This is a genomic window from Pectobacterium aroidearum (genome assembly GCF_015689195.1).
Lineage (GTDB): Bacteria > Pseudomonadota > Gammaproteobacteria > Enterobacterales > Enterobacteriaceae > Pectobacterium > Pectobacterium aroidearum.
This window is the reverse complement of sequence record NZ_CP065044.1, coordinates 1,960,144-1,977,071: the sequence shown is the minus strand read 5'-3', so window position 1 is coordinate 1,977,071 and position 16,928 is coordinate 1,960,144. Positions and strand designations below refer to the sequence as shown.

Genomic DNA, 16,928 nt, shown 5'->3' with positions numbered 1-16,928 from the left:
TTCGCACGATGTACTATGCTTACAACACGCTTAAACACCTGTAAAACAAAAAGCTCCCACAACTGCTAATAGGAAGGATTTGATGAAATCACTACTTAAAGCCTCTTTGGCTGCACTGACGCTGATGATGAGCGTATCTAGCTATGCTGCTGAAAAAGAACTGATTGTCGCCACAGACACCGCGTTCGTCCCTTTTGAGTTCAAACAAGGCGACAAGTACGTCGGTTTTGACATCGATCTCTGGGATGCTATCGCTAAACAGCTCAACCTGAAATACACCCTGAAGCCAATGGACTTCGGCGGCATTATTCCTGCACTGCAAACACGTAACATCGATCTGGCGCTGGCAGGTATTACCATTACTGAAGAGCGCAAAAAAGCAATCGATTTCTCTGACGGCTACTACAACAGCGGCCTGCTGGTGATGGTCAAAGCAGACAACAACGACATCAAAGGCGAGCAGGATTTAGCCGGTAAAGTGCTGGCAGTGAAGAGCGGCACGGGTTCTGTTGATTACGCTAAAGCCAATATCAAAACCAAAGATCTGCGCCAGTTCCCGAACATCGACAATGCCTATATGGAACTGGGCACCAACCGTGCTGACGCCGTGCTGCACGACACGCCAAATATTCTCTACTTCATCAAAACCGCAGGCAATGGCCAGTTTAAAGCGGTAGGTGATTCCATTAAAGCCCAGCAATACGGCATCGCGTTCCCGAAAGGCAGCAACGAACTGCGTGAAAAAGTGAATGGCGCCCTGAAAACACTGCGTGAAAACGGCACTTATGCTGAGATCTACAAGAAGTGGTTTGGCGTAGAACCTAAGTAATTGCCGATTTAATCTGGAGATATTCCATGCAGTTTGACTGGAGTGCCATTTGGCCTTCTCTGCCCCTCCTGATGGAAGGGGCAAAAATGACGTTGTTGATTTCTGTACTGGGTCTGCTTGGCGGCCTGGTGATTGGCGTGGTCGCGGGTTTTGCCCGCGCCTACGGCGGCTGGTTCTCCAGCCGCATCTCGCTCGTTTTTATTGAAATTATCCGCGGTACCCCGATTGTTGTGCAGGTGATGTTTATTTACTTCGCCTTGCCGATGATTTTCACGTCCGTGCGGATTGACCCTTTTGCCGCTGCTGTAGTGACCATCATGATTAACTCTGGTGCTTATATTGCGGAAATTACTCGCGGTTCAGTACTGTCAATTCACAATGGCTTCCGTGAAGCAGGTCTGGCACTTGGGCTATCTCGCCGCGCGACGCTACGCCATGTTATTGCCCCGCTTGCCCTGCGCCGCATGCTACCGCCGCTGGGTAACCAGTGGATTATCAGCATCAAAGATACGTCACTGTTTATTGTTATCGGCGTCGCTGAACTGACTCGTTCAGGACAGGAAATCATCGCGGGCAACTTCCGTGCGCTGGAAATCTGGACTGCGGTTGCCATTATTTACCTGTGCATCACGCTGATCCTCAGCTTTATTCTGCGTCGTCTGGAAAGAAGACTTAAGATTATATGATTGAATTTAAAAACGTATCCAAACACTTTGGCAAGACACAGGTCTTACATAATATCGATCTCACCATCGGCCAGGGTGAAGTTGTGGTCATCATCGGGCCGTCAGGCTCGGGTAAATCCACGCTGCTGCGCTGCATCAATAAGCTGGAAGAAATTACCAGCGGCGAATTGATTGTTGACGGCCTGAAAGTGAACGATCCGCGCGTTGACGAGCGTTTAATCCGTCAAGAAGCCGGGATGGTATTCCAGCAGTTCTACCTGTTCCCGCATCTTACCGCGTTGGAAAACGTCGCGTTCGGTCCTATCCGCGTACGTGGCGCGAGCAAAGCCGATGCCGAGAAACTGGCGCTGGAATTACTGGCGAAAGTGGGCCTGTCAGAACGCGCGCATCACTACCCTTCCGAGCTTTCCGGCGGTCAACAGCAGCGTGTGGCCATCGCCCGTGCTTTAGCGGTTAAACCGAAGCTGATGCTGTTTGATGAGCCGACGTCTGCTCTCGACCCGGAACTGCGTCACGAAGTGCTGACCGTCATGAAAGATCTGGCCGAAGAAGGTATGACAATGGTCATCGTCACCCACGAGGTTGGCTTTGCCCATAAAGTGGCTTCTCGTCTGATCTTTATTGATAAAGGCCGCATCGCTGAAGATGGCAACCCGGAAACGCTAATTACGAATCCACCCAGCGACCGCCTGCGTGAATTCCTGCAACACGTATCCTGATCAACAAGGGGGGCTTTCGCCCCCCTTTCTCTTTTTCGATATTAGCGAATGTTATGCCTACGAACGTGGGTATTCCCGTTCAATAAACGCCGCAAAATCCTGACACATCTTCTCATCACCCTGCGCATTATCCGCCAGCACGCGGCTACCATCGACCACGCGAATGTGGGCTGACAAATCGAAATCCGCAGCAGGCTGAGGACGCGCAGCAGCCTGTGCCATCGTGCCCTGCGCCTGTTGCCAGGCTTCATCGACCGTCAGATTGCAGGCCTGCGCCAGATAAGCGGGATTGAAACCCTCACCGGTCAGGCTACGCAACGTATCGTCATGACTCACGCTATTCCCCGGCAACCAATAGTGCTGCGCTAAATCGGGGCCGATAGCCGGGTTATCCGTCAGATAGCCATCGCGTTGCAGGAAATAGCTCCGCGTCTGCTCTACCGCCATCAGCGCCAGCAGATAGCCCTGATAAGAGCACGCTGATTCCATAGACAGTAGATGGGGAATCGCCAGTGTCGGGCGCGGGCTACCGCTAATGCCCAAAATTCGCTGTTCGGTGTCGCGCGCCAGTTTGGTCATCGCTTCCGGCGTACGTGCTTCATCGTCCCACGAATAAAGCTGCCATTCAAAATACGGCACCAGCAGAATGTGTCGCTCGTTGAAAGCGCGCATTGGCTGCTGCGTGCTGATGTCTGCACGGATTAATTCGTCAGGAATCGTTTCTCCCTGCGTATTCTTTGCATAACGTTTTAACCAGTCAGCATCCCCCAACAGGCTGTCACAGAACATGGACTGCGTTTCGGCATAGGCCATCGACGTTGGCGGAAACTCCTGCGAGAAACAGGGTGCATTCTGCTTAATATTGGCAAAGTGCGCAGCATGTCCACCTTCATGGAACAGCGTATTAATGCCGCTGGCACCGCTACCAATTTGATCCGGCTTTGCCAGGCTGGTGAAATTAATCCGCGCCGGAACCCATTTTCCTTCCTGCACAAACGGCGGCACCGGGCCGTGCATAAAACCGTTCTCGTATTTACCTTTGCGTACCAGCAAATCGAGCTGCATTTCTGCACCGTTAAACCCAATGCGCAATCGCTTAAAGCTGTTGATCCAACGCTCCAGCGACGCCGAGAAAGGGAAATAAGGATCGAGCTGACGCGTCACATCGCCCGCGCTGGCATAGCGAATATTCCACGGCTGCAGCGCATCTTCGCCCTTTTCGTTCGCCAGATTTTTCAGGCTGCGGGCATTCGCTTCACGGGTCTGCTCTTCAAAAGGATCGAGAATGGCAAAAAGCTGCTCCGGCGTCATCCGCTCCGTTTTATTGACCTTATAGTCAAAATAATTCCGGTAACCCATCTGACGGGCAAAGCGGTTACGCAGTGAAATCAGTTCGGGGAAACCGTTCTGCAACAGCCACTGCTCCAGATCGCGCAGCGCCTGCTGAGAACTCTGACGATAGGCCTCAGTATCATTAGTCGTCTGATTGGTCAGCAGCTCTCCGAGCGAGGCAGAAACACGCTCACCCTTAGCATCCAGATGCGTCATTTCGTAGGATTTACGCTTGGCGTATAGCGCACTTTCAGCAGCAATAATTTCATCCATCAGCGCCTGAGCCTGTGGATCTTCAATCACATTGCAGTCGAAAAACCGATACCAGCCTTGCAAGCCGTGTAACAGCGCCTGCTGTTGTTCATCACGTGGGCTGCTTTCCAGTGTTGCAAGCTGGGTTCTTAGCTCAGCCAAACGCCGCGGCTGTGAAATAAAGCGTTTATACGCACTTTCTGCGGCAGAGAAACGCTCGGACACCTCATCGTCGCCAGTTCCCATATACAGTTGCCAAAACAGTTCTTCTTTCGCCTGATGAACCGCAAGATAGTCGCGATTCAAGGCGTTAAAATAGTCCGCTACCTGTTGCATAGTATTCCTTCTCTCTTCCAATGACAGCCGCCTGGCTGTATGAAGTGGCGCGATAAACCGCGTCCGAACCCGCTCCGACAGGTCGATCAGCCAAGGCGTTTCTTAATCGTAGCGACAGCCTGTTCCATTGTCGCCGCTTCGCCGGCAGCAACCAGACAACACGCCAGTTGCAGGCGAATCGCCTGCGGGATAGCAATTTCGCCTGTCAGGCATTGTACCGTCCAACGCGCAGTGGTGGCAGCATCCTTCGCAATAGGCAACGCATCGGGTGCGACGCTGATATCCTGCCGCAGTTGCAGCACTTTAGTGTTTTGCTGATGAATAAAATGAATCTCTGGGCAGCGCTGCGGGTTAGCATAAACCTCCCCTTCCGTGCCGTGCATCAGAAGCGCACGTCCATTGATATCGTGAAAAAACGTCCCCACGCGGGAAACGTATTCAGGGTGGGAAACGCTGGCGACACGCAGCGCGTCGCTTTCACCAAACGGCGTCGCGACCTTGGCCAGCGTGTGGCTGCTGTTACGCACGCCCATACGCCAACGCAGCTGTAACTGGCGATCGATGGCAGGACACAGTGTCGAGACGGGGATAAATACCGGGCTACCGTTATCAAGCTCGCGCTGAGCCTGCTCGGCATTCTCTGCAATCGTCACGCCGAGATTACGCAAAATCTCCGCGCTGGTGACACGGGTTGGGTCGTCGCTGACGCCGTGAACCACGACAGGAAAACCCAACTTTGCCAGCAGCAGCGCCAACAGCGGCGTCAGATTCGCCTGTTTCCGCGCGCCGTTATAGCTAGGAAGCACGATGGGCATAGGGAATCCCGCTGGCGGATTCAGGCGCAACACATACTCGTCCATCGCCTGATAAAAACCCAGCATTTCGGCTTCGGATTCGCCTTTGATGCGAAACGCAATCAACAGCCCACCGAGTTCCAGATCTGGCACGTCGCCACGCAGCATCGCGCTATACAATTCATAAGCCGTGGCCTGATCGACATCACGCGCATGATTTTTCCCGCGCCCCACTTCTTTGATAATTTTGGTGTAATCCATGCTGGCCTCTCATTTGCGGCGACACAGTAAAGAACTTATCAATGAAAATAACATGTTTAGCGAGATTCTGGTGATTCTGGCGCAAAGGAAATTACTATCACGCCGCGTTTTAGCCAGCAGCAGGAACGTCGCCCTGACTCCGGGCGGGAAAGTATTTATAGATGGTTTTCTCTGATACACCGACGATATTCGCCACCTGAAGGCGGGTCGCCCCTGTCGCCAACATCGCTTTAGCACGACAAAACACATCTGGCGTCATCAGTCGCTTTCGACCACCAATGCGCCCCTGCAACCGAGCAGCATCAAGGCCAGCCCGCGTGCGCTCGACGATATAACGCTTAATAAACCTGTTTCAGTAAAAAATGCACCTATAGTTTCCTCGTCATATTCATCTCATTATGATTTTGATGACTCACTAGATTCGGTCACCATAGATGCAGATAATCAACCGACGTCCATTAGCACTGCCATGTTGCGTACTGATATGGCAACTATTATTGTTTACGATATCAAATAGAAACCATAGAACCTTATATTTAATGTAAAAATCCACCTCTTGAAGAGGTGGCTTTAAGTGGGGCCCCCTAGAAGGGGGTCTTGTCCGTTTTAATCCTGCAATAACTCCATTTGCTGTTCGTACTCTTGGTCTTTCTTATCCTGATGCCTCACGTAACGTCTGATAATTTCTTCGTGCACTCCCGCCGTGTCCGCAAAGTATCCTCTAGCCCAAAAGTGATTACCCCACATTTTCTTTCTTATATGCGGGAATTTATTGTACAGACGAATAGCCGTGCGCCCTTTCAGGACGCCCATTAGCGTTGAAATTGAGAGTTTCGGTAGAACCATCACTACAAGATGAACATGGTCTGGTTGAACATTTAGTTCCAATATCTCGCAATCTTTCATATTGCAAAGTATGTAAATCGAACGGTAAAGCTCTTTCCCTACTATGCCCATTAAAATCTTGTAGCGATATTTTGGGGTCCAAACCAAGTGGTATTTGCAACGCCAAAACACATGTGCTGAACTTCTATAACTGCTCATATCAGTGATTTCCTTCTTACTTGTGGTGAGTAAGCTGGAATTTTCTGGCATGGGCTTCCTTCAGGCTATAGCCTCACAAGTACAATCACCACCTCCCGAGGAGGTGGTTTAAGGCTGACAATGAAAAGTGGCCCAATAGGGCCACAATTTATGCAGATTTAGCGATTATATGGTAGTAAAGTGTTTTCTTGTTCCAAATACCATTCTCATTAAATCTATCCCATGAAACCAAAAATCCGGCGTTTGTTACATTAGAAATTCGTAGCGTATACGCATTTCCAGCATTATATCCCCCGATATCGCTTCCAGTGATAAAAATCACCTCATTGATCTTAATGGGAAATACAACATTTTTATTCGAACCCATTACAACTTCTTCGCTGGCAAAAAGCTCTATCGCCGCATCCGCATATTTTCGCCAGTAATATCCTGCTCCCGATCCCGTTTCAGTGATTTCTTTAAAACCGAGATTTGCGGGAGTTAACGTTATATCAGCCGAGCCATCAAAATTTACACCGTTAATTTTCCGAGGTGTGGCCAATTTAGTGGCCGACACCGCAGTTCCTGCAACTGGTAATGCCCCAATTTCAGCAGCAGTAGGTTTATCTTGATCGCTATAAATACGTGCCCACGGTTTTTCAAAACCACTATTATCACGCGAGCTTCGATATTTTATTCCGCCATTAGCAAAGTCAAAATAAAACTGAGCTGCTGATGCCGAACCGGTATTTAATCCCATATGCCAAATTAGGGATGAATGTGTACCGTTATCTTTTAAATACGCACCAGTAGGGCTATTCCATGCAAGATCATCATTCTTATAAACAACACCGGATGAGCCCTGTCGCACATAATTATTATCAGCATCTGTTTTTGCCATAGCACCAATATCTGCTGCAGTAGGCTTATTTTCAGTATCGTAATCCAGCACCCATGCAGACCACACTCCCGAATACTGGGTTCGTTTGTAACAGCGGGAGTTGTTGTAAATACGGTAAACTTGAGTAATGCCAGCATGTTTCAGAACTTCAAGCGAACCTGCCTGCGCCTCTGGGTAATTTTTGCCCGATGCTGCCTGAACATTTGCAGCCTGATGATATAGTCCCGGCGTGGTATAAGCGTTCAAGTCAACAGCATTGCCGATAGATAACGATGCCGAGAAAATACCTTGAGAATTAATATTTATATCTGCCGTGCCGTCAAATGCCACACCAGCAATCTTTCTCGCGACGGCTAATTTTGCAGCAGACACCGCCGTTCCTGACGCTGGCAATGCGCCAATATTTGCGGGAGTCAGTGCAATATTGGCCGTACCATCAAACGGCACACCGTTGATGGCGCGCGGAGTAGCCAGCTTTGCGGCCGCCTGGGCAACAGCATTCACTGGTAACGCGCCAACATCAGCCGCAGTCGGTTTATTCTTCGTATTGTAATCACGTCGCCAACCTGGAGAATAATCACCACCGTTATAGACATAAGTAAATTGTGCATTAGCTGAATCACTAAGCCCACTTGGCGTTGTTGAAGGCGTTGTTATCCTGATTGTCGTGGCATCGTTTTGCCCCATGACCTCAACAACAGAACCAGCCAGTGGTATCTGGCCACACTCAGTGTCAGAGATGATTTTATTGTGAGCGTATGACCACGAACCACGACAAACCCAATAAGCATGAACAAAAGCCCCTTGGCTTTCTAACCAGCCAATGAACTCAGCGGTTGTCCATAAACCATCGCTTCCTCCAATTGGGATCGAAGAACTGTATGCACGCGATGAACCGAGATTGCGGTTGAACAGCTCTCGATCAGGAATATCTGCCCCGTTTTGATCTTTCGCCAGTTTCGTCGCACTAACCGAGCGTACAAACGCCGTCGTCGCAATCTGCTGGCTATTACTATCCATTGCTGGCGTTGGCGCTTTCGGCGTGCCGGTGAAGGTTGGATTCGCCTTCGGCGCGTATTGCGTATGCGGATCGGCGGCAGCGGCGTGCGTCGCCAAATCGCTGCCCGTTTTTTCCTGCTCTTTTTTCAAATAGCTGGTACGACTGGCCAATTCTTTAGCCTGTCGGTTTGAAACGCCATCCGGTCCACCTACGACCGGATCTGACGTTTCGATTTGGTAAATGCCGTCAACCCATTGCGGGTTCTCTGACAAATTCGCCATGTTCAAGCGCTCCCATGATTGTAGTTACTGTCGTATATTGCCGTCCGGTTGTAGCGGATAGGCACTTCCCAATATTCGATGCTGGCCAGGTGACACCGTGCCGGGGCAAACATCCCAATGGCATTGCGCAACATTCTGGCCTGATCGTTGGTAATCGGTTGTTTTAGCAGCACGCGATAAACCGCCCAGGCCGCTTTGTCGCCGTGCACATACAGGTTGTTGTAGGTGGTTTCACCGTCATAACTCAGGCGGCCAATGTTCTCGATCAGCGTGCTGTCACCGAAGCCAAAGCGGCGGATGATCTCTTTAATGCTCCAGGGCGTCCCTTTGCTGCGATGCAGATCGATAGCGGCTTTGATCAGCGCACGTTTGGAATCATCCGATTCCGCCAGCTCCCAACCGTCACCAAACAACGAGAACTGTTCTGCCAGCCAGGGCAACGCGCTGCTGTCTGCAATATCGATCAGATAAACCAGTAAGGTATTCAGATCGATGTCATCGAAGCGGTCGGCCAGCTCCGCCAGCGAGCGAAAGCGGGCATCGGCAGCCAGAGGCGGTGGCAGCAGTTGTAGTGAATCAGCCATTCGACACCCCGACGACGCTGACATTGATGCCTGTACAGTTCGCCCATTCACTGTCATCAAGCACCATCAATGACGGCGAAGTTAGTTCCACCTGATACACGCCGGGAATAGAAAGCGTGGCAATAATCTGGCTTGGAACAATGTCGCGCCCCAGCGTAGCGGTTCGGGTTTCAACCCAGGCCTGTACCGCTTTCTCCGCCGCAGCCTGAACGACGCCAGCCTGTTCACCGTTAAACAACGTCAATTTGGCGTTAATGGCGTAATCCACCTGTTTAGGCGATTTGGCGGAGACCAAATCCGTCAACGGACGCACCTGTTCGTCGGAGCAAAAACTTTCCACCAGCGAAAGCATGCTACTGTCCGGCAGGCCAGTACTGAGCAACGGATACAGCACCACTTCACCTGGTTCGGGCGACATCACTGCCACATCGACAATGTTTTGGTGTGCTCGCATCGCATGGAAGCGATACGCCAGTTTCGATCCCGCCGTACTGAACGATTCCGGTGCCAGTTGAACACGTTCACGCAGGCGATCGTCATCTTCTTCAGCGGAACCGCCGCTGCTTTTGCTGATATTGACGACGCGTAAATCACTGTCGCCAATCTCATCCAGCAGCGTACTAATCTGGGCAGGCAGCCAGTCATTGCCCACATCGCCACTTTCGGTACAGGTCGCCAGTACGGTGACCCCGTTGCCGTTCGCTCTCAGCAGCGCGTCGCTGTCAGTGGTGAAAATCACGCTGTCCGATGCGCTCACGCGAGTGCCCGCAGGAATCAGCAGATCGCTGACTAACGGCGTTTCGGGGGTAAAGCGAAGCTCTGCGCGCGCTGGCTGCGCTGCCAAACGGGAGACGCCGACCAGTTCCGCCAGATAATCCAGCATCGGTGCACGAGCAAACGCGACCAGGTTCTGCTTGGCGGTTTCCTGGACCGCACTACGCAATAAAGTTTCCCGGTAAGCAAAGAGGTTGATCAGCAGGCGTTCGGCCTGCGCCGGATAGAGTGTTTTCCCTGAATCAGCTTCATATTTCGCGATCATTTCGGCGGTAATCTTCGCCGCATCGCGTTCAATAAAATTGGGTTCTGTCAGCGCCATAACAACTCCGTGGTCTGTGTCGCGCCGTTAGCGGTTTTCCAGCTAACATGCAGCGTCAGGTGAGCCCCATTCACAGAAGGTTTAACCGCCAGTAGCTGGCAGCGAGGTTCCCATCGTTTGATCGCGTCTACCGACTCCCTGACGACATGCGGGATCGCACGATCGATCGGATAATCGAGATAAAGATGTAGATTGCTACCAAAGTCAGGCCGATGTGGGTCACTGCCGCAGGGTGTCCGCAGGATGATGTGAATCGCCTGCATGATATCTGCCGTTCCTTCGACGATCTCGCCAGAACGTTGCAGCGCCGGTTGCCAAAAAACAGATTGAGTTTTCATAGGGGGCTATTGTCGCCCCCGGTGAGAGGAAGAAATTGTAAAGCGGTTTAGGGAAACACTAGTGCGAGTGGTGATTGGAATTGCCGCCAGCGTCCATGACGCTGCCGCTGGCGCTGACGTTGCCGGAGATACTAACATCGCCACTGAGGCTGGCACCGCCGGAACCGGACATCCCACTCTCGTAGGTGAGTTGCCCTTGTACCAGTAGCTTGCCCGTCACCGTTGTCTCTGGCGCATTGATCGTGACACGCTGAGCGTTAACCACCACGTCAGTACCGCTGCTAATCGCAATATGCTGCACGCCGCCGTTGATCGTTAACGTATGCGTTCGGCGATCGTATTCAATATGCGCGCCGTCAGCGAACGTTACCGCCCTTTTGTCCTTATCTGCCAGCGTTGGCACATCAGCAGCGGAGTAAATCGCCCCTAGCACCAGGCCATCCTCGCCGTTGCCGTCCAGCAGAACTTCGACCTGTTCGCCAATATCTGGCAACCAGTAATCCTTATTATTCTGTGTATTGCGCTGTAATACCGGCAGCCAGGCCGTACGCAGATTGTCACACTCTGGTAGACGAACGCGCACCATCACGCGAACCTCATCCACCGCACTGATCGTGCCAATTCGACGAGATAAACTCATGGAAGCACCTCCTTTTTACTCTTGACCGTCTGCGTTGTCTGGCTGCCGTCCGGATGGTAAGTCACCAGCGTTTTCCCGCTATTCTGCTTACGCTTGCCCGCCGTAATCGGCCCACGCGTTACACTGATCTCTGTCGTGTAGCCACTCCCCCGTTCCAGAACGTGTCGAGCCGATTCGATCAGCCACTGGCCAGAAAGTTGGCCGAACGACACCAGCTCCACTTTATTCCCCGCCGCCAACTGCGGGCTGCCCATCAGCGTCATCGACCCCGTTTGTTGCTTTTCGTTGTGCGCATCCAATGCCGCATCCGTTTTCATCCTCACCCCAGAGGCATCCGCCGCGCGCGCGTTAACTTTCAACGTATCTGCACTGGTCTCAGCACCCGCAGACTTCATTTCGTTTTTCATACCACCGCCGGCTTCATAAACCACCAGTTTCTTTTCACTCCCCTTTTGATATTTCGTCTTGGCGTTTTTATAGACGTGGCTGATCGTGTCACGCAGTGAAAAACGCGCGACGTCCGTTGGCTGGATTTGCCGAATAGGTGCCTGACTACGCAGCGTTGCCAGATGGGAAAAAATCAGCTGGTCGCTGACCACTTTCACAACATAGCCATATTCGCTGGCGAGCCGCTTTAGAAAAGCGACATCGGTTTCCGCATATTGCGTAACCCGATCGATTTTGACGATCTCAATCATCCCCACCAGCATTAACTGATGCTTTTTCGCGATGCGCGTCGCAATGGCGGCAAGCGTTGTATCTTCAAAACCGCGGCTTGATTTGGTTCGCAGTGCGCGATTAACCGATGTAGCCACACCACGAATCATCACTTGGCTAGGCGGTGCACTCACCTCAATCTCATCAATCGAGAACGTGCCGCAGTCAAACAGCATTTCACCGAGATAGCCTAGCTTGAGCGACAGCGTGTCGCCCGTACCGGGATACCACTTATCCATCCAGCGACCATCGGTATCATCGAGCCGGACCTCGATCGCATCCGATTCATTCTTAATGCTGTCGGTATATGTCACGCTGGTGACATACGGGGCGATATCATTGGTGATATCTTTTTGCTGATACCACAGGGTGAACGTCGGTTGCAGCACTTCCGACACCGCGGGAGAAAGCAGCTTGAATTCTTCCGTTAACGCAGCCATGGTGGGGTATCCTCCGCTTTACTGGCCTCTGCCTGTTCAATAATCGGAATCAGCATCACCAGGCCTGATGGCAACAGTGGCACAATGGGGACATGCGGGTTCGCGGCAATAATACGCGGATAGCCGAGCGGATCGCCGTAATACCGATAGGATAAGGTATCCCAGCGTTCGCCCTGTGTAGTGATATGTTCAAGGTGCATATGCTTCAACCCTCTTCACGATTTCCGCCGTCAGTTTGCTCAGTGCAGGTTCAGCGCCTTTAAATGTGTCGCTCGCGGCATCAACATGTTTGCTGATGGCTTCCAACTTCTCGATAACGTTTTTGCTGTCGACGCCCTGCAACAAAGTGGCAACTTGCTTAACCTGCTTCAGCATTTCATTCGCTGCTTTATTAACCGCTGTAATTTCAGGCGTCATCTTCTCTGCCTGAACCGCTGCATCAGAAATAGCCTCAGCCGCTTTTTTAAACGCCGGTTCCACCTCACTTAACGGCGTCAATACATTTCCGACCTGCGTTAGCAGTCCGGGAATTTGCAACAGCGCAGTTTCAGGGTTTTTCTTCATCCGTTTTACAATCTGTACGGTGGTTTTCACCGCCTTAAAGGCCGATTGCGCCTTCTTGGCATACGTCACAGCCGTGCGTAATGAGGACGCAAAGTCGCTCACTTTCTCGACCGCCTTGGTGATAGCACTGACATTAGGAACAGAGGTCTGTATCGCCGGTGGCTTGAGCGGATTCTTCGGATCGCCAATGTATTCGCGCAGCGTCAACTCCGCATTCATGGCCAATACGTTGCCTTTCGCGTCGGTATGTTGGCTGGTCGAGGTCAATGCGGTAATCACAAACCAGCCGCGATAATCTCCATTACCAAAGACCAACGCCATCGCCTGATGCGCCCGCATCGCCTCATTCAACCGCTTCAACTCCGTATCCGGCGTGCAGTACTGCTTGTGGAACACCAGGCTAATGCGAATCTCGTCCAGCTTCGCACCGATGAACTGCAGACCGGGTTTACCTTCAATACGGCCATGCTCGGCATAATCTGCACCAAATGACGTATTAAAGCCGTCCCAGTAGGCGGTCACTTTAAATTCAATATTTCCTAATACCGCAAACATCAGGCGTACCCCCTACGCTCACGCTGAGCGAGCAGCTTGTTCAACATATTTTCCAGTTCATTCATGCTAAGGGTCAGCGTCTTCGTCATTTCTGGCGTTGGCGCAGCCTTCTGGCCGTTGAGGTAAATGGTGGGAGAAAAAGCAACCTGAACACGTTCGGAAGGGGCTGCGCTGACTAACTTACCTTTCGCTCCGCCGACAGATGATGACATTGCAACCCGCTGTTGCGGGGTTGGCATTGTGTCTTCCGTCTTAGGTAATTCAACAGGCAGTGTCGGCTGTAGCGACAATGCAGATACCGACGTAGGTTGCAGAACTGGCGGGGTCATAACACCAGCAGCCACAGATTGGCCGCTGGCTTCTACAGATACTTTTTTCGAGCCGATACCCAGAAAGTCTTTAACGCTATCAGGGATAAATTCATTGATCGTTTTCAGGACGTTTTTTAGCTCGGGGAAATAACTGATCAGTCCCTTAACCAATGCATCAATAATCACGCCACCGAGTTCACTTAAACTACCGGGAAGTTGAATACCCAATTCGCTGACGGTATCAGCGAAGATGGAATACAGCACGCCAAATGGTGACCAGTCGAGCAGTAATGCCGCAATACCAGCTACTCCGCCGGATACCGCATTATTGAGTGCCTCCCACCCAGCATTAAAAGCCTGACTGACTTGTGACCAGAGGTTTTTAAAGAATGCACTAATCGGTTCCCAATACCGGTAAACCAGGTAAGCGGCCCCTGCGAATGCCGTTACTGCCAAGCCAATCGGATTCATCAGCAGCATACGACCTAGAAACAATACTGCTCGACCCGCCATCATAAAGCCGCTGCGTAACACACCGCCAAGCATGCGGCCTAATGTTCCGGCTCCGCCAACCAGCCAGTTCAACGCCGCGCCTACCCCTTGCAACACACCCGTCGTTCTTAATCCTGCATTGAACAGCTGCCAGCCACGCTGAACCTGCAAAATACCATCCCAAACGCTCAGTAAAGGCGATAACAGTGTGGTAATCCCCAGCTTCGCACCGCTCAATGCCATTCTGAACGCGAAGAAACCAGCGACGGCCATCACGATCCCACGAACCAGTTCAGGGTTCGCCGCCGTCCAGGTCACCAGTTGATCCAGAATAGGAATCAGTATGTCACTCAAGGAAACCAATACTGGCGTCAGCGCTTCCCCCACATTGAGTGCAATATTCATCACTGACGTTGTCATTTGATTCCAGCGCCCAGTCAATGTGTCATTCTGCCGGGCGAAGTCGAGATCCAGCGTTTGCATGGCTGCCGGACTGTTCATCCGCTGTTGGTTCGCTTGATAGCTCTGCCAGTTCTGCTTCATCGACATCGCATGATTCACAGCTTCTGGCGTACGGAACACCTCCTGCAATCCGTAGCGCTGCATTAAACTTTGCTGTGCATCTACGTTGCCCGCTTTACTGGCCTTATCCCAAAGTTGCTGGAATTGACTGCCTTTGCTGTCGATGAATCGGTTACTAATCTGAACTGCGGCGTCGTACTGTGAATAGCCGCCTTTCATGTAGCTTTTTAGCGACGCGTTATAATCTACGCCCGCGTTGTAGTAGCTGTCGGCAATGTCGGTTCGTCCCACGGCATTCATGAAACTTCCCAACCGGGCAGCCGTGTTCGCCTCCGTATCCGCGCCTTTTGTCGCGCTCAGGCTGGAAACCAACTGACTCAACGCCTGATTGCCCGTCGCCCCCATTGCCGTAAACCCTGGAGCCAGCGCAGTCGCGTATTGCGTCATCGACGCCATGGAGAAACCTTGTTTCGTGCCTGCCAACATGCGAGAGAAGGATTCCTCCAGCGCCTTCGCCCCTTTCAGGTTAAACACGTCATCCAACGTGGCCGAAAGTGCAGTAAGATCGGACAGCGCCGCGCCAGAGGCCGTTGACGTTTTCCCCAATACTGCCGCAACATCCGTTGCCTGATCCGGTGACATGCCGTAAGCAAGCAGTTGCCCGGCACTACCGAGCAATGCATCTGGCTTTTGGTTCACCTGTTGAGAAGATTGACGCAGTTTCTGCCCCATCAACTTTTCTTGCTCACTCGATATCCCATGAGCAACGCTGATGCCACGCAACTGCGCCTCAAACGACGCATAGCGTGTGACCGACGCCACAATCGGCTTCATGACAGAACCAAACTGCTCACGCTTAGTCTTAAAGTCATCGGCGAGTTCACCCCGACGGCTACGTAGTGTTTCTTGACGTGACTGGATACTCTCCAGCCGTTCCTGATTGGTTACCAATTTACTTAGTGACTGGCTCAGTCGGGATGTCACCTGTGTGCTGCGCAAACTGACATTGCCAAAGCGCTCCAGCGACTGATTAAACAGACGCTGCCACTCCTCAGCTTGTTTGAGTTTATCGCTAAGTGGCTGCAGCGATTTTTTTGTGTCATCCAGCGTGGCGCCAAACGCCCTGCCCAGCATGACACCGTTTAAAAGCATATCCACGGTTCACTCTCATTCAGAAAAACCCCTTGCGGGGCGGATCGGAGACGGCGGCTTACGCCGCTCCAGTTAGGTTTCCCCATCACAAACCGGGGATAAAGCGAGGAAAAGGACAGGTGATAAGCGGGAGAAGAAGACAGGTGGTGAGGGAGGAAAACGGCCAGCGTCCTGTCGCTGGCCGGGTTGGGTGGATGGTGGCCTAATTAATCCTGTCAGTAATCAGTCTTCCTCACCGTTCTCACGTTTTATCTGTTCGCTGGCTTCATCCAGCCAGCGTTCAAAGTCGTCCAGTTCCAGCGCATCAATCTCACTCGGCTGAAAGCGAAACCACCTCGCCAGCAGGGCTTGTGCTTTCCACAGCAGCGCCGGCTGCGTTATCCAACCCAAGTAACTGCTGAAATCGTTTTTGCAGCGCCATGTAGTCCTGCGCGTCCATCTCATCGATGTCTTCCGGCACCAGGCCGGTCATGCGCGACAGCAGCGCGTCGTCCCAGTTGCTTGGGTCATCGCTGATTTTTTTCACCGCTTTGATGTCTTTGACTTTCAGACGCTTGAGCGAAATGGACTCCACGCGTTGACCGGCAGAAGTGGTGTAAGGGAATTGCAGAGAATAAGTTTCAGTGTGCATAACGGCTCCTTAGTAAATGTCGGGAGCAGTATCGCGTGCGGCGAGGAATAACGATTTTAAAGTGAATTAGAAAACGAAAGCGGCAGGCATAAGAAAGGGGCCGAAGCCCCTTTCATTACGATAACGTGAATATTGATAATTAACGATGCAGCTCATCTTCTGCAAAGAAGCGAACAACACAGTTGCTTAGCGGGTAAGAGGTATCCGTCAGAAAGAAGCCTGCCGCTTTCTGGTTGTCATCTAAATAGGAACCATCACTTTGATCGACCTGACCAGAAATCAAACGTGCTGCCGATGACGGGTCTGCGCCAGCACGACTCGAATAGGGTAAAGTAAAACCCGCTTCTTCTCCTGCATCCAAAATGTAGACATCCTCACGGCACTGGAAATGAATATTATTTTCCAAGTCGATAATATCAAATACTTTTGCTGACATAGTCTCCTCACTGATTGATAGAAACGCCCGCCTCAC

18 protein-coding genes and 1 pseudogene are annotated in these 16,928 nt (G+C 51.7%); 3 read left to right on the top strand and 16 right to left on the bottom strand.

The window, feature by feature from the left end; translation table 11 throughout:
- Nucleotides 1-82: 82 nt before the first annotated feature.
- From glnH to glnQ, 3 genes are read left to right on the top strand one after another with little or no spacing between them, the layout of a single operon-like run.
- Nucleotides 83-829 carry a glutamine ABC transporter substrate-binding protein GlnH gene (glnH, locus tag I2D83_RS08910; protein WP_010294862.1) on the top strand — a complete coding sequence of 249 codons (747 nt, stop codon included), beginning with the start codon at nt 83-85 and terminating at the stop codon, nt 827-829.
- Between the two features lie 26 nt (nt 830-855).
- Nucleotides 856-1,515: a glutamine ABC transporter permease GlnP gene (gene glnP, locus I2D83_RS08905; RefSeq protein ID WP_015839847.1), complete on the top strand. Its 660-nt coding sequence runs from the start codon at nt 856-858 to the stop codon at nt 1,513-1,515.
- The gene (gene glnQ, locus I2D83_RS08900; RefSeq protein WP_181828277.1) at nt 1,512-2,234 is read left to right on the top strand and encodes a glutamine ABC transporter ATP-binding protein GlnQ; all 723 of its coding nucleotides are present in this window, start codon (nt 1,512-1,514) and stop codon (nt 2,232-2,234) included. Before glnP ends, glnQ begins: the two co-directional genes overlap by 4 nt.
- Before the next feature lie 57 nt (nt 2,235-2,291).
- Here glnQ and I2D83_RS08895 read toward each other — a convergent pair whose 3' ends face one another.
- The 16 genes and pseudogenes from I2D83_RS08895 to I2D83_RS08820 all read right to left on the bottom strand — a co-directional run bounded on the left by I2D83_RS08895 (nt 2,292) and on the right by I2D83_RS08820 (nt 16,892).
- Nucleotides 2,292-4,154, bottom strand: a complete 1,863-nt coding sequence (locus tag I2D83_RS08895) for a M3 family metallopeptidase (RefSeq protein WP_205947955.1) — start codon at nt 4,152-4,154, stop codon at nt 2,292-2,294.
- A gap of 86 nt (nt 4,155-4,240) precedes the next feature.
- Entirely contained in the window at nt 4,241-5,209 is a 969-nt protein-coding gene (gene ybiB / locus I2D83_RS08890; RefSeq protein ID WP_181828275.1) for a DNA-binding protein YbiB, read from the bottom strand.
- A gap of 109 nt (nt 5,210-5,318) precedes the next feature.
- Nucleotides 5,319-5,549, bottom strand: a pseudogene (locus tag I2D83_RS08885) (helix-turn-helix domain-containing protein); the annotation flags it as partial.
- 266 nt (nt 5,550-5,815) lie between these two features.
- Nucleotides 5,816-6,253 (bottom strand): IS200/IS605 family transposase, encoded by a 438-nt coding sequence (tnpA, locus tag I2D83_RS08880; protein WP_205948164.1) that lies wholly within the window; start codon nt 6,251-6,253, stop codon nt 5,816-5,818.
- Nucleotides 6,254-6,401: 148 nt separating this feature from the next.
- The gene (locus tag I2D83_RS08875; RefSeq protein WP_241007293.1) at nt 6,402-8,414 is read right to left on the bottom strand and encodes a pyocin knob domain-containing protein; all 2,013 of its coding nucleotides are present in this window, start codon (nt 8,412-8,414) and stop codon (nt 6,402-6,404) included.
- A gap of 2 nt (nt 8,415-8,416) precedes the next feature.
- Nucleotides 8,417-8,998 carry a phage tail protein I gene (locus tag I2D83_RS08870; RefSeq protein WP_182099549.1) on the bottom strand — a complete coding sequence of 194 codons (582 nt, stop codon included), beginning with the start codon at nt 8,996-8,998 and terminating at the stop codon, nt 8,417-8,419.
- The gene (locus I2D83_RS08865; protein WP_205947954.1) at nt 8,991-10,094 is read right to left on the bottom strand and encodes a baseplate assembly protein; all 1,104 of its coding nucleotides are present in this window, start codon (nt 10,092-10,094) and stop codon (nt 8,991-8,993) included. Before I2D83_RS08865 ends, I2D83_RS08870 begins: the two co-directional genes overlap by 8 nt.
- Nucleotides 10,085-10,432 (bottom strand): GPW/gp25 family protein, encoded by a 348-nt coding sequence (locus I2D83_RS08860; protein ID WP_015839839.1) that lies wholly within the window; start codon nt 10,430-10,432, stop codon nt 10,085-10,087. Before I2D83_RS08860 ends, I2D83_RS08865 begins: the two co-directional genes overlap by 10 nt.
- Nucleotides 10,433-10,490: 58 nt before the next feature.
- Complete coding sequence (locus tag I2D83_RS08855) at nt 10,491-11,072, bottom strand: phage baseplate assembly protein V (RefSeq protein ID WP_015839838.1); 582 nt, start codon at nt 11,070-11,072, stop codon at nt 10,491-10,493.
- The gene (locus I2D83_RS08850) at nt 11,069-12,229 is read right to left on the bottom strand and encodes a phage late control D family protein (protein ID WP_205947953.1); all 1,161 of its coding nucleotides are present in this window, start codon (nt 12,227-12,229) and stop codon (nt 11,069-11,071) included. The genes I2D83_RS08855 and I2D83_RS08850 overlap by 4 nt, the downstream gene beginning before the upstream one ends.
- A complete protein-coding gene (locus I2D83_RS08845) occupies nt 12,217-12,429 on the bottom strand; it encodes a tail protein X (RefSeq protein ID WP_205947952.1) in 213 nt (70 codons plus the stop codon). Before I2D83_RS08845 ends, I2D83_RS08850 begins: the two co-directional genes overlap by 13 nt.
- The gene (locus I2D83_RS08840) at nt 12,419-13,348 is read right to left on the bottom strand and encodes a phage tail protein (RefSeq protein ID WP_205947951.1); all 930 of its coding nucleotides are present in this window, start codon (nt 13,346-13,348) and stop codon (nt 12,419-12,421) included. The genes I2D83_RS08845 and I2D83_RS08840 overlap by 11 nt, the downstream gene beginning before the upstream one ends.
- Nucleotides 13,348-15,825, bottom strand: a complete 2,478-nt coding sequence (locus I2D83_RS08835; RefSeq protein WP_205948163.1) for a phage tail tape measure protein — start codon at nt 15,823-15,825, stop codon at nt 13,348-13,350. The genes I2D83_RS08840 and I2D83_RS08835 overlap by 1 nt, the downstream gene beginning before the upstream one ends.
- A 222-nt stretch (nt 15,826-16,047) precedes the next feature.
- Nucleotides 16,048-16,191, bottom strand: coding sequence for a GpE family phage tail protein (locus I2D83_RS22540; protein WP_094431851.1), 144 nt, complete (start codon nt 16,189-16,191; stop codon nt 16,048-16,050).
- Complete coding sequence (locus I2D83_RS08825; RefSeq protein WP_241007292.1) at nt 16,136-16,456, bottom strand: phage tail assembly protein; 321 nt, start codon at nt 16,454-16,456, stop codon at nt 16,136-16,138. Before I2D83_RS08825 ends, I2D83_RS22540 begins: the two co-directional genes overlap by 56 nt.
- A 139-nt stretch (nt 16,457-16,595) precedes the next feature.
- Complete coding sequence (locus tag I2D83_RS08820) at nt 16,596-16,892, bottom strand: 2Fe-2S iron-sulfur cluster-binding protein (protein WP_015839832.1); 297 nt, start codon at nt 16,890-16,892, stop codon at nt 16,596-16,598.
- Between the last annotated feature and the right edge of the window lie 36 nt (nt 16,893-16,928).